Below are 19,518 nucleotides of genomic sequence, written 5' to 3'. Positions count from 1 at the left end.
TCAAATTGAGATTTTATATTATTGATGATGATCGAGCTAGTTTAAAAATATTGAGTCGTTTAATTACTGATCAATTTCTAGGTGAAGTTGTAGGTGAATCGACTGATGCAAGTGATTTAGAAATGGATATCATTTGTAATGAAACTGACATTGTAATCATTGATCTCTTAATGCCCAATCAAGATGGAATTGAAACAGTACAAAACTTAAAAAAAAGGAATTATCATGGGAAATTTATTATGATTTCTCAAGTAGAGAATAAAGAAATGATTGCTAAAGCATACGAAGAAGGGATCGAGTTTTTTATTCACAAGCCGATTAACTCAATTGAAGTTACCGCGGTTATCCAAAAAGTTATTAAGCAAATAAAGATGGAACAATCTTTATATAAGATAAGGGAGAGTCTTGAATTTATTCAAAAACCTGTTAATGAGAAAAAACGAGCGTCATTAAGGAATATTCATACGATCTTACAAAATATTTTAGGTGATTTAGGGATTTTAGGTGAGAGTGGTAGTAAGGATTTGATTCGAATAATGGAATATCTATATAAGTCTAATAAACATCAAAATCTGTATGCTGAAAACACTTCTTTAAAAGATTTGTATATAGCGGTACTTAAAGACATTGGCTTTGGGTTTGGTGAAAAGGAAACTAAAGCCTTTGAACAGAGGATAAGACGGACTGTTAATCAAGCTATGAATAATCTTGCCTCCTTAGGACTTACAGACTACGCTCATCCCAAGTTTGAACATTATGCTACAAAATTTTTTGATTTTAATGAAATACGATTAAAAATGCGAGAGCTTACCGAAAATAATGGTAATAAAGTAGCAAGAGTTAACATTAAAAAATTTGTTCATGCCCTATATACTGAAATGATAGGGAAGTTAGAACAAGAAATATAAGTAAAAAAGTATTTTTCGGTAGTTTTGTGTAGGAAACTGTTACTTGGAATTTATAATTATTTTCGAAAAGATTAAAATTTTTAGAAATGATAAAGAAATGGAAAAAATTAAAAGGGGGAAGGTTTTTTATGAAGAAAAAAATGTTTCTTTTAGCTTTAGCTTTAGTAACAGTATTTGCGTTAGCAGCTTGCTCAACTGGCAATGAAGAAGGAGAGAAAGCTCCTAGCCAACTTATTATAGCAACAGGTGGAACATCTGGTACTTATTATCCATTAGGTGGAGGAATTGCACAAATTATCACTGACAACACTAATGTAAGCGCTACAGCTCAAAGCACTGGTGCTTCTGTAGAAAATATGCGTTTATTACAAAATAAAGAGGTTGATTTAGCGTTTACTCAAACAGATATTGCTGATTATGCAAATAACGGTAAGTTAATGTTTGAAAGTGGAAAAGTTGATAATCTTCAAGGTATTGCATCTCTTTATTATGAAACTGTACAATTAGTAGTACCTGCTAATAGTGATATTAAAAGTGTAGCTGATTTAAAAGGTAAGCGTGTTTCTGTAGGTGCTCCTGGAAGTGGTGTTGAAGCAAATGCTAGACAAATTTTAGAAATCTATGGCCTTACCTTTGATGACTTGAAAGCTGAATATTTGTCTTTTGGTGATTCATCTAGTAAGATTAAAGATGGTAATCTTGATGCAGCTTTCGTTACTGCTGGTGCTCCAACTTCTGCTGTAACTGAATTATCAGCTACAAAAGGTGTTAAGCTAGTTTCACTAGATAGTGACAAGATTGCAGAATTAGTAAGTAAATATCCATTCTACGTTAAACAAACTATTCCTGCAAATACTTATTCTGGTTTAGATAAAGATGTTGATACAGTTGCTGTAAAGGCTATGTTAGTAGTTCGTAAAGGACTTCCAGAAGATCTTGTATATGATATTACAAAATCAATATTCGAGAATACTGATAAGTTGGTAACTATCAATGCAAAAGCTAAGAATATTAGCCTTGATAATGCTTTAGAAGGAATGAGTTTAGAGATTCATCCTGGTGCTTTGAAATATTATCAAGAGAAAGGTCTTAAGTAATTAGGAATGTCAAGATTTACAAATTTTTTTCCGAGGTTGCAATCAAAAATTGCCCCTCGGAATTTATTTGAAAAAAATATATTATTGTTATTATTTTTTTTGGGTTTATTTGTTTTAATAATAATGTTTCCATTGAGTCCTCGTTTAGTGATTTTAGATGGTGAATCTAATATCATGTTAAGTAATTATCCAGTTTCTATTGGTTCCGTCTTTAAAATTAGATTTATCCATTCTATTCATTTAACGCCAGTTGAAGAATTTTATTCTGTAAGCGAGGATATGAACATAGTACTTAATGAGTTGCATTTTGATACTTACAGCGTTGGAATGCCGTCAGAATTAAATGAAGGCGAACAAATTGAACTTAAAGATGGAAAAATTATTATTAAAAACATGCGCAGGGTTTTTCCATATATAGATTTAAGAGTTGGACAAGTAATTGCAAATCATAGTCTGACAATAAATGAACAGACTATAAAATTATCTGATATAACCCCACCAGGCACATGGGTTCGTATACAGATCAATAAGTTAAGCATCTTAGAACTTTTTTGGGGGAGGTTAATTAAATGAATGAAATGAATAACATGACGGAAGAGCAGGTTCAAGAATTACTGAGTAAATACGATAAAGAAGCACGATATCGTAAATATACTGGAGTACTAGGAAAAATAGCTACTCTTGGAGCAGTGGCCTTTTCGTTATTTCAATTATACACAGCTATTACAGGTTCTTTGGCGTCTCAATTACAACGTTCTATTCATTTAACATTCGCTTTGGGATTGATCTTTTTACTTTACCCTATGAATGGTAAAGCAAAAAAGAATAAATTACCACTTTATGATGCTTTATTATCTATTTTAGGGATTGGAGTAGGTCTTTACTGGGTTTTTGAGTATAAGGAATTGGTATACAGGGCAGGAATGTACACCCTCACGGATTACATTGTTGGTGCTATAGCTATTTTACTTGTACTTGAAGCAGCAAGAAGGGTAGTTGGACTTCCGATCACAATTATTTCAATTGCATTTTTACTATATGCACTTTATGGACAATATTTGCCAGGATTTTTACAACACCGTGGTGTAAGCTTAGAGCGATTAATTAGTCATATGTATTACACCTTGGATGGAATTTTGGGAACACCTTTGGGTGTGTCAGCTACATTTATTTTCTTATTTCTATTATTTGGTGCTTTTCTTGAAAAAACAGGAGTCGGTCAATATTTCAATGATTTAGCTTTGTTAGTGGCTGGTAAACAAGCCGGAGGACCTGCAAAGGTTGCTGTTTTTGCTAGTGCACTCCAAGGAACGATAAGTGGTAGTTCTGTTGCCAATGTAGTTACCTCTGGTTCTTATACAATTCCGATGATGAAGAAGACGGGTTATCGTTCAGAATTTGCTGGAGCTGTTGAAGCAGCTGCATCAACGGGCGGACAGCTTATGCCACCGATTATGGGAGCTGCAGCATTTTTAATGGCTGAATTTACTGATATACCCTATTGGGATATAGCTAAAGCAGCAATTATTCCTGCGGTTCTATACTTCACGGGAATATGGATCATGGTTCATTTTGAAGCAAAACGAATTGGACTTCGTGGATTGACTGATGATGAATTACCTGATAAAAAAGAGACATTAAAAAAGATATATTTACTATTACCGTTATTTGTGATTATTGGATTTTTAATGGCTGGATATACACCGATCCGAGCTGCGCTTTGGGGTATTGTGAGTGTAATTTTAGTTGGTGCCGTAAGAAAAGAAACAAGAATGTCCCTAAAAGACATTATTAAAGCTCTGGAATCAGGAGCAAGAACCGCTTTAAGTGTAGCGGCGGCGACTGCGGCAGCAGGGATGATTGTTGGTGTTGTGACCCTAACAGGTCTTGGATTGAAATTCGCTAACGGTCTAATTGAACTGTCTGGTGGTGTTGTTTTACTGACACTATTCTTTACAATGATTGCATCAATTATTTTGGGAATGGGTTCACCGACAACTGCAAACTATATCATTACTTCTACAATAGCTGCTCCAGCGATCATTGCTTTATTAGCGGATCCAGCTACAGGTGAAATTAGCAAGGTAGTAGTATTATCTGCTCATATGTTTGCATTCTATTTTGGTATTGTTGCTGATATTACACCTCCGGTTGCTTTAGCAGCTTTTGCAGCAACTGGAATTTCTGGTGGTAATCCGATAAAAACCGGAGTAGAAGCTTCAAGATTAGCGATTGCTGCCTTTTTGATTCCATATTTATTCGTATTATCTCCAGAGATGTTATTAGTGGATACTGGATTTACTAGTGCAATATTTGTAATTGTTACATCATTACTTGGAATGTTGGGATTAGGCGCTGGATTGATGGGCTATTGGTTGCGACATATGAACTGGCTTGAAAGATTGATAAGCTTAGCAGCAGGGTTAATGTTAATCTATCCGGGAACATATTCTGACATAGTTGGTTTAGCTGTTTTAGCTATTGTGTACATGATTCAATATGTTCAGTTAAAAAAACAAGTGTTATTAAATTCTTGATGGAACGTCAGGGATAAAATAAACTAAATTGAGGATACTTAAATTAAGAGCACTTTTAGGTGCTCTTTTTTGGTATACTAATTTAGAGGTGTTTACATTGTACTCAAATGATCAATTAATTATTAAAATTTTACAAGATGGTTCGACGTCAATATCTAATCTTTTGTTAGGATACTACAAAAAAATCGGGCTAACCGATCAAGATATGATGGTAATCATTCATTTGATTCATTTTATTAGTAAAGGTAATAAATTCCCTAGTGTGTCAGAATTAGAAGCAAGAATGTCTTTAAGCACTGAAGAATTAATGAGAGTTCTACAAAGACTCGTAAGACAAGGATATATTTATATTGAAGAGCATAAAGATCAAGAAACCGGTGTTCTATTTGAGGCATATAATTTGAATCCGCTATATTATCGAATATTCAAAGAAATTGAGAGGGAGATTGAAGTTAGCACAATTGAGGCGGAGAAGAAAGAAGAAGAAATGAAGGCACAAAACATATTTAAAGTATTTGAACAAGAATTCGGAAGGCCTTTATCTCCAATGGAGTTAGAAATGATTTCGACATGGATTGATAAAGATAAATATTCTGAGGAGATCATTGTTTATGCTTTGAAGGAAGCTGTTTTTTCTAACAAATTAAACTTTCGTTATATTGATAAAATTTTGTTTGAGTGGCAAAGAAAGAATATAAAAACGATACAGCAGATAAAGGAACATGTAAAAAACTTTAGATTAAATAAAAATGCTTCAAAAGATAGCAAACCAAACGTTGAGAATTATACCTTTGAATTTTATAATTGGTTAGAAGAGAATGAGTAACTCTACTCATTCTTATTTATTAATTCCAATCCTTCATTAATATTGATGATAAAGATTACAGCTTTTGCATCGTCTTTTACAGAGTTGTATCCAATTAGGATCCCTAAGGTTTCAAAAGAATCGTTATCCAATAGATATTCTGTGATTTCATCGTTAAAACTAATGGTAATTAAATCGTTAAATTGTGGCAAATCGACATGAAGATAAAGCTTTTTTGTATTATGATCTTGATCAATATTAAATTCCCATAAAGTTGGACAATCGATACTTATCATTTTGTCTTCATTTTTTAGGATAGATTGTAAATATTGCGATAATGCATCACTTGAAATATAAAGGATATTTCTTTGAATGAAGACAAATTCTGGAGAAAAAGAAGTATTCACGTTTTACACCTCGTCAAGTTAATTAATGTTCTTGTAAATATAGCTATAATAACTGTATAATAATTTATCATATCCATTTGATATTAACAATGGCATAGGGCATAGCAATTGGTTGTATTTTGTATAAGTTCAGCCTAGGATAATTCCTAGGCTGATAAAATATCATCATACAATTACTTAGTAACTTTGTAATTTTGCACAACTTCTACTCCTTTTAAGGTGTCAGAAACTGGACATCTTTCTTTTAATAATTGAAATAATTTTTCTATTTTTTCGTCAGGAGCATCGGTTACGATTTCTAAATTATATCTAATTTGACTAAACCCCACACGAACATCTTTGTTTTTGCCAAAGAATCCATCTGGATCTAAATCTCCGGTTACTTCAACTTGGCAATCCTTAAGTTCAATTTGTAATTCTTTACTAAAAGCGGTAATGGAAATTAGTAAACAACCACCTAAGGAGCATAATAATAGCTCCACGGGATTCATTGCTTTATTAGTACCACCTAATTGTTCAGGTTCATCCATATTCACCTTAAATCCTCTTACGTCAGCTTCAACAAATAAACCTTCCTCTAGCTTAACATTTGCTTTGAATTCTTGATTAGCCATAAAAATCACTCCTAATAAGAGTTTGTTTGTCCCTAAATTATTATTTCCTTAAAACTTATTAAACATTATGAGTAGTTTGTTAAAAAAAATTATCGTAGATGTGTTAAAATTTTAATGAATATGCTATTAGGGAGAGAGAGTTATGGGGCAAGATAGAGAATATTTCTTTGTCTTTGATGAAAGGCTAGGTATTAAAACTCCAATCTTAAAAAAAGAATGGGATGGCTACACAGAACAAGAACAACTGGACATTATTAAGATTTGGGAACAAGAGAGGGCAAAAATTCCCAACCAAATTAAAATAATGGAACAAATGATTATTGAGAAACAAAATTTGATGTTTGATATTGATTACGAGGAATACTGTGAAATACACAAAAAAATAATCGAATTGGCGAGCATTATCAATGATCTTAATATTTTGTTTAGAACTGAAGCTTATTTGACGAAGAAGTAACTAGAATTTATGTTTAGACAAGCTAGAACAGGAGGCCATTCGATGAAGATAATTTTCTTTACTTCAAATCTGGAAAAGTTAAATGAAGCAAGACTGGCATTAGCTCCATTTGGTTTAGATGTAGAAGGTAAGCATTTTCCTTTTAATGAGCCATCTGAAGGGAAGATGGAAGAGATAGCTCTGGTGAAGTTATCACAGATAGATAGTATTGATCCTGATACCCCATTTATTGTAGATGATTCCGGGATATTCTTCCAAGCGTATACAGATTTTCCAGGAATATTGAGTGGAAGGGTATTTAGGATGATAGGTTATCGAGGGATTGATAAACTTTTACAGAATGAGGATCGAAGGGCATACTTTCAAGGTGTGATTGCTTTGAAATGGAAAAAAGATGTTAAGTTTTTTTATGGAAAAACCTATGGAAGGATTATTGAAAAGATGCCTAAAGGAGTACAATCATCGTATTTTCCATTTGATCCGATTTTTATGCCTGACGGGGCAGATAAGGTTTTTGCAGAAATGTCAAAAGATGAAAAATTAAAATATTCATATCGTAGGAAAGCTCTAGAGGAGCTGGGGAAATGGATTAAGGAACGCCCGAGTGAGGAGGAAACTAATGCCCAAATTTAAGTTTATTCACACTGCTGACTTACATCTAGATAGCCCCTTTAAAGGGCTAAGTAATATTCCAAATCATCTTCACAAGCAAATTAGGCAATCAACTTTTTTAGCATATGACCAAATAGTTGAGTACTGTATTGAATATGGTGTGGATTTCTTACTTATTTCTGGCGACGTCTTTGATCTAGATGATAGGAGTTTAAAAGCTCAAGTTTATTTATTAAGGGGGCTTGAAAAACTAGCTTCCCATGGAATACATGCCTATATTATTCACGGCAATCATGATGCTTTAGATCAGAATAAAGCTGGTTTCCAATGGCCAGAAACTGTTCATTTTTTTTCCTCAGAAAAAGTAGAAAAAATTTCACATATCAAGGAAAATAAGTTGATTGCCAATATTTTTGGTAGGAGTTATCCAACAAGAGCATTTAAAGAAAATATTGTAAGTGCATTTCGGGTCGGTAAGAATAACGGTGAGTTTAATATTGGATTACTACATACAAATATAGATGGAAATCCTGACCATGACCCATATTCACCGTGTTCGTTGCAGGAATTATTGAACACTGATATCGATTATTGGGCTTTAGGCCATATTCATAAAAATGAAGTCCTTTCAAAAAATTCACCGGCTATTATCTATTCAGGTAATCCCCAGGGTAGGCATCTGAAAGAGACCGGTATTAAAGGATGTTACCTGACGGAAGTTTCCGAAAATAAAATTGAATCAGTAAGATTCTTACCAACATCACAAATAATTTGGGAAGAACTCAAGGTCGATGTTTCAGAGTTAACAACAGTTCAAGAGGTTTTAAACTTAATTCAGGATAAATTAGAAAAGATGAGCGAAGAACGTAGTCTTCCTATAATTGTACGTTTAAGTTTATTTGGCAGTACACGAGTACATAAGGAGATAAGCGAAAAAATCAGGATTTTAGAACTACAAGAAATACTTAATGAAACGTATTTATCTAAAAAAAACTGGATTTGGGTTGAGTCCATTAAATTAAATACTAAACCATTTGTTTCACTAGAGAGTATTTTGGAACAGGATACTTTTTTAGCTGATTTTTTAAGGCAACTTAATTCATTTCGGCAAGAGGTAGATAATAAACTCATTTTTGAAAAATTTGGTGAAGAGTTACTTAATCATCGAGGACTGAAAAAATACCTTACAGAATTATCAAAAGATGATGTCGAGGATATATTCGATCAAGTTACAAATCTTACATTAAACTTCTTTTTCGAGGAGGAGCATTCTTGATTATTCACTCCATTGATATTTATGGTTTTGGTAAATTAAACGATCTTCAAATTACTTTAAATAAAGGAATTAATGTAATTGAGGGACTGAATGAAGCAGGTAAGAGTACCATCATGGCATTTATTAGCTCAATATTTTTTGGCTTTGAAGGAAAAAAGAAACCTCATTTACGCTATGAACCGATACATGGCGGGAAGTTTGGTGGAGCGATTAAATTAATAGATGAAGAACAAAAGATCTATAAAATAGAACGGATTTATTATCAAAAGACATCTGGGGATGTTAAGATTTATTTACCAAATGGAGAAATAGTAGGAGAAAGCTTTTTGCCAAATATATTGGGAAAAATCAATGAAAAGGTCTTCAAGCAAATATTTTGTTTTGGGCTGACAGAATTGCAACAGATAGATTCATTAAAAGACCAACAGATCAACGATTTTTTATATCATTCAGGGACTGGATCAGTTATTCAGATTTTAAATATGAAAAAGCAGTTAGAACAAAACAAACAAAAATTATTTAAAAGTAGTGGAAAAAAGCCTGAAATTAATCTACTTCTGGCTAAAATCGATTCTACAAAACAAGGGATTGAACGATTGAAAGAAAAACACGGACAACACCAGTCAATTGTAAATAGGATCAGAGAATCGGAGATCAAGATTTTAGAGATTGATCGTAAGGTAGAGAAGAAAAAAGAGGTCTTGGAATGGTTAAGGAAAATTAAGCAGTATTTAGAATCATTTCAACGAATTAAAGAAATCGAAAGTAAAATAAAAGAGTATCCCAAAAATTTTCAATTCCCAGAAAATGGAGTAGAACGATTGCAAAGCATCCTTGAAAAGATAAATGAGCTTGAAATTGAACTTGGACAGCTTAAAATAAAGAAAGATGAAGTTGAACTTGAAATCAATAAGTTACAAATTGACCCATTTTACGAGGAGAATCAACTAAAAATTATTCAATTAAAAGAGCAATTAAATTACTACCAAGATCAAAAAAGAGCATATCAGTCTTTGAAGCTAGAATTAAAGAATATTCAAGAAAATATTGAAACCAAATTAAATGAACTTGGTTCACCATTTACAGAAGACAGGGTAAAGGATATAAAATTTTCATTAAATGACAAACAACATTTACAAGAAATATCCAATCAACTACAAATAAAACAGGAACAATTAAATGATTTGAAGATAAAAATAGATTTAAAAAGAGACAGACAGCTAAATTTAAAAAAAGCTATCCAAAAATTGAAACAAGAAATAGATTCGATTAAGAGGAATAATCAAATTGATGAAATATTCCCGTTAGTAAAGAATTATTGGGAGCGTTTAAAGGAAAATGAATTAGAATACAGACAACTTTCTCAGCAAAAACAAGTCTATTTATCCCAATTGAAATCTATTAAAAATACAAATCTTCCAAAATCCCTATATCTGATTAATGGATTCTTTTTCATTAGTAGTTTGATGTTAATTTTCTTTAAGTTATGGGCATATGGTGGTTTAATCTTTGGTTTTAGTGTATTGATGTTGATTATCCTTTCATTAAACAAAAATAATGCTCAAAAATCTTTAATTAAAACCATAAAATATAACATTTTTATTCTCGAACAACAATTAACAAATATTCAACAGGAAATCGAGATGATACAAACTAAAGCTTTGGAACATATTAAACCGTTTGGCTTTGCGAAGTTGGATGAACGAACTTTTCAGCAATTGGAGGAATTAAGAATTAAAAATATGCACCATGAACATCAAACTTCAGAAAAGACGAATAGGGTAGAAGAATATAATCTGGAATTAGAACAACTTGAAATAGAATTAGAACAATTGGAAGCAGTCAAAAAGCCTACATTAACAGCAGAAATAAATGCACTCAAACAATCATGGGAAGATTGGATGAATAACCATAACTTACCTAATGATCTTTCTTCGTTAATTGTATTTGATATAATGGCAGTTATCCAATCGACTAAAGATCTGGTTAAGGAAAGAGATAATATTATCGGTCAACTTGAAAAGATAAACCTATTTATTAAAGATTTCGAAGATGAAGTTAAGGATTTATATCAATTGGCTGAAATAGATCCAAGTATGTCAACTGAAGAGAATATTTATCAACTGGCTAACCAATTAAAAAAGAACGAGACAGCAAAGATTAATTTGCAACATTTGCATGAGCGTTTAGAAGAAGTAAATAGCCAAATTGGTAAAATAGCTAAAAGACTTGAAATAGAGAAAGAAAAATATCAAGCACTATTAAAATATGCTAATGTAAGTGACCAAGAAGAATTTTATCGACAAGCAAGATTATACGAACAATACCAGATGTTAACTGCTGAAAAACAACAGTTGCTGTTAGCGATAAAGAGCAGTTGCAAAAATGAAAGTCAGTATAAACAGTTATTAAATGATTTACAACGATGGGAACGTGGAGACCTAGTAAATAAAATCGAAGATTTAAATCAAGAATTAAGGGAACGTTTGCAAGAAATCAAAAATATTTCTGAAGAAAAGGGACAACTACAAAATCAATTAAGAGAAATGGAAGAAGACTTTACATTATCTGAATTAAATCAGAAATATGCGGTGTTAGTCTCAGAATTGTCTAACAAAGTTAAGGAATGGCTAGCCTATTCTTTAGCAAAACATACTTTAGAAAAAACGATGAAGGTTTATGAGATGGAAAAGCAGCCTCAAGTGTTACAACGGGCGTCAGAGTATTTTGCTTGTATGACAGATAATCAATATGTTAAGGTATTAGCTCCAATTGAATCTAATAGTCTTGAAGTGATAAGAAATGACGGAGTGAGGTTTCAACCACAGTTCTTAAGTCGGGGAACTATTGAACAACTGTTTTTAGCCATGAGATTTGCTTTAGTAGGTGAATTTGCTAAACAAATGGTACTCCCAATCATCTTGGACGACATTTTTGTGAATTTTGATTCACATAGATTGGCTAATGCTATTAAAACTTTAGAAAAATTATCAGCAGATCATCAGATTATTTTGTTTACATGTCATCCTCACATTTCATCACTAATTAAACAAACTACTACAGAAGGAAATCTGATTAAATTAAATTAAAATAGATCAGATATAACTTTGTTAATGGATGATTAAAAATATAAACGTATCACACTTGGATTAATGGATGGAGTAGGTGACTTTTATGGGATTAAATGTTCGAATAAGTAGATTTTCATATCCTAAAGCCATTTGGTTATTAGCATTAGGGATGACAATAAATGTTATGGGGAATTCGTTCCTATGGCCGCTAAATACGATATATATTACTACCGTTTTACAACGATCCGTATCCATTGCAGGTTTAGTCTTAATGTTACAACAAGGAACAGGCGTCCTTGGAAATTTGATCGGTGGTTGGATTTTTGATCATTGGGGGGCTAAAAAAGGGCTTATATTTGGGATATTGGTATCCATTGGTTCCGTTTTTTCATTAACCTTTGTTAATAATTTAATTCCTTATGTAATTTTAATGTTATTAATTGGGTTTGGTAATGGATTCGTTTTTCCCTCCATGTATGCGATGGCTGGTGCAGTATGGCCTGAAGGTGGTAGGAAGGCTTTTAATACTATTTATGTAGCCCAAAACTTGGGCGTTGCCTTAGGTCCCGCTTTAGGCGGGGTTATTTTTGAATTTTCTTTTCGTTATATTTTTATCGGAAATGCCTTGATGTATTTATTATTTTTAACCTTGATTCTTTTTGGATTTAATAAGGAGATTTGGGAGCTATCAGAAGCAAACTCTATTAAGAAGAGTAACGTTGTTATAGAAAACTCTGATCTGACAAACCAGAAGGGAAGCAGTTTTTTCGCTCTAATGATCTTATCCTTTGCTTTTATTTTATCCTGGATGCCTTATTCTCAATGGACGACAAGTTTTTCAGTTTATATAAATAGCTTAGGAATTCCTTATTCTAAATACACATTATTGTGGACGATTAATGGTGCTCTTATCGTACTTGGACAACCATTGATTGCCCTTGTAACAAAGAACTTGTTAAAGACGACAAAACAGCAAATATTAGTGGGAGTTACTATCTTCATTGTGGGCTTTTCTATTCTACTTAACAACACCATCTATTTAGGATTTGCGATATCGATGGCAGTTATGACCATTGGAGAAATGTTGTTATGGCCTGCAGTTCCTGCAGCAGCGGCAGATTTAGCACCGAAAGAGAAAAAAGGCTTTTATCAAGGGGTAATTTCTAGTTCTGCTGCTGGCGGAAGGATGTTAGGATTTTTGATAGGAAGTTGGCTATTTGACTTTATAGGAATGAATCCGTTGGTATTGATCATGTTAGGCTTATTGGTTGTTTCAGGTATCAGTTTTTATAATTACGATAGGTTTACTAATTTTAGGGAGTCTAATATATACAAAAGAAGCTATTGATCTAACTCAATAGCTTCTTTAAATAGTTTAGGAAACTCTCTTGATCATTCGGAAGTGGTATTTTGTATTAGTGCGGCTATAGATTAATCATCTTTATTAATTTTTTTCAATAGATTGATAAATTGCTGAATTTCTTCTTGTGTTAATGGTGAAAGAACTTCTTGAAAGATTTTCTCCTTGATCTGTTTATTCTTTTCTAAAATTTCAATGCCTTTTTCTGTTAATTGGATTTTAACAATTCTTCTGTCGTTTTCTGACCTAACACGGGTAACTAAATTTAATTTGAATAATTGATCAACAAGTTTTGATGCAGCAGGAGGTGATATTATAAGATTTTTAGACAGCTCACTTACAGTAACAACCCCTCGATCAATTTGATTTAGTAACATTAATTGGGCAAAGGTAATATCACCATATAAGTTATCAGTTAAGCTGATGGCTAATTTTTTTTTGAATTGTTTTATTTGGTGAGCAAGAGATACAAGCATTTCATTTTTATCGTTCAATGTATTCAGCTCCTATTTTAAAACCTTTCATTTAAGATTCGACTACTTCTAAACCCTCGACATGTTCGTCGTCTTGATAAAATTCATCTTTCTTTAAAGGGATTTCTTTTAGGAAAAATGCTGTTATCATTGAAAGTATAGCAAAAATAATACCAACAGCAAATAATTTAGAAATACCAGCAGCTAAAGATAATTTTATTCCTTTAATAAATTGCTCATAAAGAGCTAATCCGTTGTCACCAAATTTTAAGAACATTGACCTTAACATATTTTGTGCCTGTGCTGTGATTAAGGAATTAGGATTAGCAACAACATTTTGAATGCTTTCTGGCAATCTACTTAATGCTGTAGACAGTTGAGAAGATAGATGTTTAGGTAATTCTGAATTAAAAGTTTTTGCTAATATTGTACCATAAATAGGAGTAATGATAATGCCTCCTAATGACGAAACAAATTGTTGAGTCGAGTTAACTACACCAAGCATCTTGTAAGGAAAAGCATTTTGGATAACAACATTGACTAAAGGCATGATAGAACCAACACCGATTCCAATAATTATCATATTTATTACAACAGTTTCCCAAGTAGTATTGATGTTCATCCTACTAAGTGAAAAAACACCAACTAGCATAATAAGAGAACCTATAATACCCTGAACTTTATATTTTCCAGTCTTACTAATTAAATAACCTCCAATTGTACTTCCAACAATAAAGCTTAACATCATTGGTGTGAGAACCATTCCGGAATATTCAGCTGATAAACCTATTACTCCTTGTGCGAATAATGGTAAAAATAGGGTGCTTCCAAACAGGCTCATATTAACAAGTAAGCCCATAAGTATAGATAAAGTGAAAATATTATTTTTAAATAACGCGGGATTTAGTATAGGTTCTTTAATCTGTCTTTCGTATAACACAAAAGCTACTAGAAAGATCGTGCCAATAGTGAATAAACTAATAATTTGGACTGATGTCCATGGATATTTTGTACCCGCATAAGTGAATCCAAGTAAGATTGGAACTAGAGTTAAAATTAACAAAATACTACCAATCCAGTCGATTTTATGTTTTGTTTCAGTACGAACATTGGGTAGTGCGTAGAACATAGCTGCTAATGCAATCATACCAATAGGAAGATTAATAAAGAAAATCCATCTCCAACTTAAATGATCTGTAATCCAGCCTCCCAAATAGGGCCCAATTATGCTGGCGATACCAAATACTGACATAATCAGTCCCATCCATTTGCCACGTTCTTTTGGATTAAAAATATCGCCAATTGTTGCTCGTGGCATACTCATCATAGCCCCGCCACCAAGTCCTTGCAATCCTCTAGCTAAGACTAGCTGAATCATACTTTGAGAAATACCGGATAATACTGAACCAAGCATAAATACCGTTAAACCAAATACATAGAAAGGTTTCCGTCCGTATATATCTGAAAGTTTTCCATAAATAGGAATACCGATTGCTGAAGTCATCATATATGCTGTGAATACCCATGCATATATATCAAGCCCCTGCAATTCACCAATTACTGTTGGCATAGCTGTTGAGACGATTGTTTGATCTAATGCTGAAAAAAACATTGATAACATTACTGCAATAAGAGCAATTTTTTTTCTGCTACCCGTTATTTGATTTGTTGTTTGGTAATTTTTCTGTTTAGCGAAAATTGTCACTATATATTCACCTCTTTAAAATTAATTAACCTAGTTAACTATTAACAAAGTCAATTATAAGCAGGGTTAATATTATTGTCAATCAGATAAATATATATTTGATATAATAAGAACAGTGGATGAATGGTTTGATTATCTTTGAAGGGAGAAAAAAGGATGCCCAATGTTTGGACTCATAATATTTTTGCAGAACGGGTTGCAGAAAAAGCTAAGATAGACATTTCACAGGCTAGAAGAATTTATAACTTAGGAGCCCAAGGTCCTGACCTGTTTTTTTACCATAATTTTTGGCCATGGAAAAAGAAAAAGTCCTTAGAGTACCTCGGTAGTAAGATTCACAAAGAAAATTGTGGTGAGTTTTTAATACAAATGATTAGTTATATAAAAAGGCATTCTGATTTACCAATCCTAAAATATTATGTACTAGGTTTTATAAGCCATCATTTACTGGATCGTAATACACATCCTTATATAATTTATAAGTCTGGTGAAGGGGGACATAAACACCAAGAACTTGAAATCATTATTGACTCTATCTTAGCAAAAGATTTTTATGACATAGAAACATGGAAAACTCCTGTATATAAAGAGATTTATGCTAGTAAAAACCTTGATTCATCTATTCAATCAATGATTGCATTTTTAATAAATAAAGTTCATCATATTGATTTACCTAATTTTGAACGGAAAATTAATCGTTCCTATAAAGATATGATAACAGCATTAAAAATCTTGTTTGATCCAAGCGGATTGAAGCAAAAAATTTTTGGTGAATTGGTCTCCCCTTATACCTACAAGAGAGATATTCCCAATAAAGATTTTCTAAACCAAAATAAAGAGCTGTGGTTGCATCCGGCAAATGAAAATGCTACCAGTAGGGAAAGCTTTTATGAATTGTTAGAAAAAGCTGAAGAAGAAGGAAGAATCATTTTTCTAGCAATTGAAGACTATCTAAGAGGGTTTAAGAGTCTTGAATTTATTCAAGGATTAATTGGTAATATTTCTTATGACACAGGGGAAAGTTGTGAAGAAAAATTAAAATATCAATATTTTGATATTATCGTTTGATCAAAAGAGGATACCATGACTGATCTGGTATCCTCTTTAAAACTGTATTTAACTACTTAAGTTAATTCTTATTAGGCAACTGTATTAGCTTCGAGTTGACCCTTTTCAATGTTAACTTTAGTTAATAACCAGATTCCAATTAAGAAAAATAAAACCAAGGAAAAAATACCAAAGCGACTAGAACCGGTTAGCGATCCCACTAATCCGAATAAAAAAGGACCAAAAATCGCAGCAAATTTACTGGAAATTCCGTAGAAACCATAAAATTCTGCCGTTTTGTTAATGGGGATCATATTACCATAAATTGAACGACTTATAGCTTGGGAACCACCTTGAACGAAACCAACTATGATAGCCAAGATGTAAAAATGAGTGGCTGTTTGCATAAAATATCCAAGCATTACAATTGCAACATAAGTCCAAAGGGTAATGTATAATGCTGTTTTAGATCCGATTTTACCTGCTAATTTACCAAAGATAAATGCAAAAGGTATTCCGATGAATTGAGTGATTAATAAGGCAGCAATAAGGGCAGTTTTTCCAATTCCTATTTCTCTACCGTAAATTGTAGCCATCTTAATTATGGTACTTATACCATCATTATATAACCAAAAGGCGATTAAAAACTTTAATAACTCTCGATATTTTGTAATTTCTTTAAAGGTAGTAGTCACCCGATTGATACCAATCGAAACATAGGAAGCAACTGAATTTTTTTCAATAGCTGTCTCTTTTTTTTCGTGAACATAGATTAATAATGGTATAGTAAAAATTATCCACCATATTCCCACAGTTAAAAACGAGATTTGAGTAGCCTTCAATGGACTAGGAATATGAAATAGTTCCGGTTTTAGGATCATCATTAGGTTAATTAATAATAAAATTCCACCACCAATGTAACCAAAGGCATACCCTTTTGCTGATATGTAATCCATATCTTTTTTGGGAACTATTTCTGGCAAAAAAGCATCATAAAAAACGTTTCCACCTGAAAATCCGATCGTTCCCAATATAAAGAGAATAGATACTAATAAATAGTCACCATTTTTAGCAAAATATAATAAACTAGTCGAAATGGCTCCTAATATAACAAAGAAAGTTAAGAATTTCTTTTTTGAACGAGAGTAATCGGCGATTGCTCCTAAGACTGGTGCGAGGATAGCTACAATTAACATTGCTAAAGCTTGTATATATCCCCAATAAGCCGTTGCCGTAGATTTACTTAAATTACCTGCTGCCACATCGGAAAAAAATATCGGCAAAATTGCTGCCATTATAGTAGTTGCAAATGCTGAATTTGCGAAGTCATACATCGTCCAGCCAAAGACTGCCTTTTTATTCATTCAATCACTCCTTTCTCTTGGGTATATCATACCATTGAAGAAGATGGAAATGTACATAAAATTCAGAAAAATATCAATGAGATAATATTGGAGGCTCATATTTTTTAATGACAAGATGTTTAAAAAAGTGTATACTAAAAATTAATACTAGGTCATAATATTAACTAGTATAATTAGATATCATTTAATTGGTATCTTCAATTAGGAGGCGAAATTATGAAGAATATTACTTTTGTACTGGATAGCGGAAGCGACTATGAATCTTTTTTATCAACTTTTTTTAACTATCCAGTAAGAGTCGTTTCTTTACATATAATAATTGACGGGAAAGAGTATTTAGATGGAGTTGATATTACCAAACAAAAATTTTACCAAGAGATGGGAAAGGCCAAAAATCTTCCTAAAACGAGCCAACCTTCTCCCCAACAATTTTTGGATGTTTTTAATGAAGAGCTTGAAAAAGGAAATCAAGTATTATTTATAGGTTTATCCTCTAAATTAAGTGGTACTTATCAAAGTGCTTTAATAGCTAAAAATATGCTTTCTGAGGAAGAGCAAAAAAATGTCTTCCTTGTAGATTCCCAAAATGTTTCTGCTCCAATAATTTTGCAGTTAATGAAGGCTAATTATTTGCTTGAAAAAGGATATTCGTTAGAAGAAGTTGTTGAGCAGCTGGAGACTTTCAGGCTTAAAACTAATTTTTTAGCATTATTGGATACTCTGGAGAATTTGAAAAAGGGTGGTAGAATATCTACAACAAAGGCCACCATTGGTGAGATATTAAATATAAAGCCTCTTGTGACAGTTAAAGATGGACTTATCAAATCACTGGAAAGCTTTAGGGGAAGGAAAAAAGGAATTAGAAAAATTAAAGAACTGTTACATGATAAGAAAAATTTAATTGATAAAAGTATCTTGTTTATCGTTCATAATTATGAAGATCGGGCTCTTTTAGAAGCAGATATCGAACAAATCGATTTGTCTCACTTTAAGGAACGAATTTACTTGAAAATAGGATCCACTATTGGTACTTACGCTGGTATTAATACAATTGCTTTTGCATATATCGAAGAATAATGAGCTTTTTTCTTTAAAAAATGCATAATATTTTTAAAATATAGACATTTAGATTCGCTTCTTATATAATTAAAGTAGTTATTAGCTATTAGTTTTTAGTCTTAAGTAAATAACAACATTAAATTTAAAAGGGGGGAGTTACAGGACAATTTAACCTGTAGCTACTCCCTTTTTGATTTTAGCTTACTAATGAGGGGAAGTATACATGGAATTCTGTAAGGTTGAAAAAAATGAAATCGGAAAAAATGCACTGCTTTTAGTGTTATATGGCAATGATCAAAAGGTCATATCATTGTTAAATGACAGACTAAAGACTTACAATTACAAAATTGCCATTGGAAAAGTTGGTTCAATGGAAGTACAAAAGGTAGTTTCAGCCATTGAAACCGCCGCTAAGAAAAATGGAATTATCAGTGAAAAATTTTATCGTGAAGAACATGCACTTTATCATGCGATCATTGATGCCCTCCATGGGATTACTAGGGGACAAGTTGAATTGAGAAGTGTTCAGAGGACAGTCGGATTAAGATTTTCTATATTAAGAGGCTATCCCTATGCTAACCAAGATGAAGGTGAGTGGATTGCAGTAGCCCTTTATGGCACGATAGGTGCCCCAGTTAAAGGACTGGAGCATGAAGCTATTGGGCTCGGAATTAATCATTTATAAAACTACATAAGCCATTAGTTATTAGTTATTAGAAGGCAAAC

The 19,518-nt window shown here is 32.4% G+C and carries 18 protein-coding genes; 13 read left to right on the top strand and 5 right to left on the bottom strand.

Features of this window, described 5'->3' with window-relative positions; genetic code table 11:
- Positions 1-5: 5 nt before the first annotated feature.
- From BHF71_RS07450 to BHF71_RS07430, 5 genes are all read left to right on the top strand, one after another.
- A complete protein-coding gene (locus tag BHF71_RS07450; protein WP_069657032.1) occupies positions 6-908 on the top strand; it encodes a response regulator in 903 nt (300 codons plus the stop codon).
- A 128-nt stretch (positions 909-1,036) separates the two neighbouring features.
- The gene (locus BHF71_RS07445) at positions 1,037-2,005 is read left to right on the top strand and encodes a TAXI family TRAP transporter solute-binding subunit (protein WP_069657031.1); all 969 of its coding nucleotides are present in this window, start codon (positions 1,037-1,039) and stop codon (positions 2,003-2,005) included.
- Between the two features lie 174 nt (positions 2,006-2,179).
- Positions 2,180-2,578 (top strand): DUF1850 domain-containing protein, encoded by a 399-nt coding sequence (locus BHF71_RS07440; protein ID WP_176717328.1) that lies wholly within the window; start codon positions 2,180-2,182, stop codon positions 2,576-2,578.
- Positions 2,575-4,542, top strand: a complete 1,968-nt coding sequence (locus BHF71_RS07435; RefSeq protein WP_141705352.1) for a TRAP transporter permease — start codon at positions 2,575-2,577, stop codon at positions 4,540-4,542. The genes BHF71_RS07440 and BHF71_RS07435 overlap by 4 nt, the downstream gene beginning before the upstream one ends.
- 97 nt (positions 4,543-4,639) lie before the next feature.
- Positions 4,640-5,368, top strand: a complete 729-nt coding sequence (locus tag BHF71_RS07430; protein ID WP_069657030.1) for a DnaD domain-containing protein — start codon at positions 4,640-4,642, stop codon at positions 5,366-5,368.
- A gap of 2 nt (positions 5,369-5,370) precedes the next feature.
- Here the strand turns inward: BHF71_RS07430 and BHF71_RS07425 are convergent, their stop codons facing one another.
- Positions 5,371-5,754, bottom strand: coding sequence for a hypothetical protein (locus tag BHF71_RS07425; protein WP_069657029.1), 384 nt, complete (start codon positions 5,752-5,754; stop codon positions 5,371-5,373).
- 173 nt (positions 5,755-5,927) lie between these two features.
- Positions 5,928-6,368, bottom strand: a complete 441-nt coding sequence (locus BHF71_RS07420) for an OsmC family protein (protein WP_069657028.1) — start codon at positions 6,366-6,368, stop codon at positions 5,928-5,930.
- A 142-nt stretch (positions 6,369-6,510) separates the two neighbouring features.
- Here BHF71_RS07420 and BHF71_RS07415 point away from each other — a divergent pair, with 142 nt between their 5' ends.
- From BHF71_RS07415 to BHF71_RS07395, 5 genes are all read left to right on the top strand, one after another.
- Positions 6,511-6,825 carry a hypothetical protein gene (locus tag BHF71_RS07415; RefSeq protein WP_069657027.1) on the top strand — a complete coding sequence of 105 codons (315 nt, stop codon included), beginning with the start codon at positions 6,511-6,513 and terminating at the stop codon, positions 6,823-6,825.
- A gap of 42 nt (positions 6,826-6,867) precedes the next feature.
- Positions 6,868-7,458, top strand: a complete 591-nt coding sequence (locus BHF71_RS07410; protein WP_069657026.1) for a non-canonical purine NTP pyrophosphatase — start codon at positions 6,868-6,870, stop codon at positions 7,456-7,458.
- The gene (locus BHF71_RS07405) at positions 7,445-8,713 is read left to right on the top strand and encodes a DNA repair exonuclease (protein WP_069657025.1); all 1,269 of its coding nucleotides are present in this window, start codon (positions 7,445-7,447) and stop codon (positions 8,711-8,713) included. The genes BHF71_RS07410 and BHF71_RS07405 overlap by 14 nt, the downstream gene beginning before the upstream one ends.
- The gene (locus BHF71_RS07400) at positions 8,710-11,802 is read left to right on the top strand and encodes an AAA family ATPase (protein WP_069657024.1); all 3,093 of its coding nucleotides are present in this window, start codon (positions 8,710-8,712) and stop codon (positions 11,800-11,802) included. The genes BHF71_RS07405 and BHF71_RS07400 overlap by 4 nt, the downstream gene beginning before the upstream one ends.
- A gap of 85 nt (positions 11,803-11,887) precedes the next feature.
- Positions 11,888-13,132, top strand: coding sequence for an MDR family MFS transporter (locus BHF71_RS07395; protein ID WP_069657023.1), 1,245 nt, complete (start codon positions 11,888-11,890; stop codon positions 13,130-13,132).
- A gap of 83 nt (positions 13,133-13,215) precedes the next feature.
- Here the strand turns inward: BHF71_RS07395 and BHF71_RS07390 are convergent, their stop codons facing one another.
- A complete protein-coding gene (locus tag BHF71_RS07390) occupies positions 13,216-13,638 on the bottom strand; it encodes a MarR family winged helix-turn-helix transcriptional regulator (RefSeq protein ID WP_069657022.1) in 423 nt (140 codons plus the stop codon).
- 31 nt (positions 13,639-13,669) lie between these two features.
- A complete protein-coding gene (locus BHF71_RS07385; RefSeq protein ID WP_245683844.1) occupies positions 13,670-15,322 on the bottom strand; it encodes an MDR family MFS transporter in 1,653 nt (550 codons plus the stop codon).
- 156 nt (positions 15,323-15,478) lie between these two features.
- Between BHF71_RS07385 and BHF71_RS07380 the strand changes: the two genes are divergently transcribed.
- Complete coding sequence (locus tag BHF71_RS07380) at positions 15,479-16,390, top strand: zinc dependent phospholipase C family protein (protein WP_069657021.1); 912 nt, start codon at positions 15,479-15,481, stop codon at positions 16,388-16,390.
- Between the two features lie 71 nt (positions 16,391-16,461).
- Here BHF71_RS07380 and BHF71_RS07375 read toward each other — a convergent pair whose 3' ends face one another.
- Positions 16,462-17,733 carry an MFS transporter gene (locus BHF71_RS07375; protein WP_069657020.1) on the bottom strand — a complete coding sequence of 424 codons (1,272 nt, stop codon included), beginning with the start codon at positions 17,731-17,733 and terminating at the stop codon, positions 16,462-16,464.
- Positions 17,734-17,949: 216 nt separating this feature from the next.
- On the opposite strand from BHF71_RS07375, the gene BHF71_RS07370 reads away from it, so the two are divergent.
- A complete protein-coding gene (locus BHF71_RS07370) occupies positions 17,950-18,810 on the top strand; it encodes a DegV family protein (protein WP_084024386.1) in 861 nt (286 codons plus the stop codon).
- Between the two features lie 205 nt (positions 18,811-19,015).
- Positions 19,016-19,477 carry a histidine utilization transcription antiterminator HutP gene (gene hutP, locus BHF71_RS07365; RefSeq protein ID WP_069657019.1) on the top strand — a complete coding sequence of 154 codons (462 nt, stop codon included), beginning with the start codon at positions 19,016-19,018 and terminating at the stop codon, positions 19,475-19,477.
- Positions 19,478-19,518: the final 41 nt, after the last annotated feature.

It is taken from the genome of Vulcanibacillus modesticaldus (assembly GCF_001730235.1).
GTDB lineage: Bacteria > Bacillota > Bacilli > Tepidibacillales > Tepidibacillaceae > Vulcanibacillus > Vulcanibacillus modesticaldus.
This window is presented reverse-complemented; position numbering and strand designations above follow the sequence as displayed.

What these genes read in the sequence shown, in the direction of transcription:
- BHF71_RS07445 (WP_069657031.1), top strand. Translation starts at nt 1,037, where the DNA reads ATGAAGAAAAAAATGTTTCTTTTAGCTTTAGCTTTAGTAACAGTATTT.
- BHF71_RS07440 (WP_176717328.1), top strand. Translation starts at nt 2,180, where the DNA reads ATGTTAAGTAATTATCCAGTTTCTATTGGTTCCGTCTTTAAAATTAGA.
- BHF71_RS07435 (WP_141705352.1), top strand. Translation starts at nt 2,575, where the DNA reads ATGAATGAAATGAATAACATGACGGAAGAGCAGGTTCAAGAATTACTG.
- BHF71_RS07420 (WP_069657028.1), bottom strand. Translation starts at nt 6,368, where the DNA reads ATGGCTAATCAAGAATTCAAAGCAAATGTTAAGCTAGAGGAAGGTTTA.
- BHF71_RS07415 (WP_069657027.1), top strand. Translation starts at nt 6,511, where the DNA reads ATGGGGCAAGATAGAGAATATTTCTTTGTCTTTGATGAAAGGCTAGGT.
- BHF71_RS07410 (WP_069657026.1), top strand. Translation starts at nt 6,868, where the DNA reads ATGAAGATAATTTTCTTTACTTCAAATCTGGAAAAGTTAAATGAAGCA.
- BHF71_RS07405 (WP_069657025.1), top strand. Translation starts at nt 7,445, where the DNA reads ATGCCCAAATTTAAGTTTATTCACACTGCTGACTTACATCTAGATAGC.
- BHF71_RS07395 (WP_069657023.1), top strand. Translation starts at nt 11,888, where the DNA reads ATGGGATTAAATGTTCGAATAAGTAGATTTTCATATCCTAAAGCCATT.
- BHF71_RS07380 (WP_069657021.1), top strand. Translation starts at nt 15,479, where the DNA reads ATGCCCAATGTTTGGACTCATAATATTTTTGCAGAACGGGTTGCAGAA.
- BHF71_RS07375 (WP_069657020.1), bottom strand. Translation starts at nt 17,733, where the DNA reads ATGAATAAAAAGGCAGTCTTTGGCTGGACGATGTATGACTTCGCAAAT.
- BHF71_RS07370 (WP_084024386.1), top strand. Translation starts at nt 17,950, where the DNA reads ATGAAGAATATTACTTTTGTACTGGATAGCGGAAGCGACTATGAATCT.
- hutP (WP_069657019.1), top strand. Translation starts at nt 19,016, where the DNA reads ATGGAATTCTGTAAGGTTGAAAAAAATGAAATCGGAAAAAATGCACTG.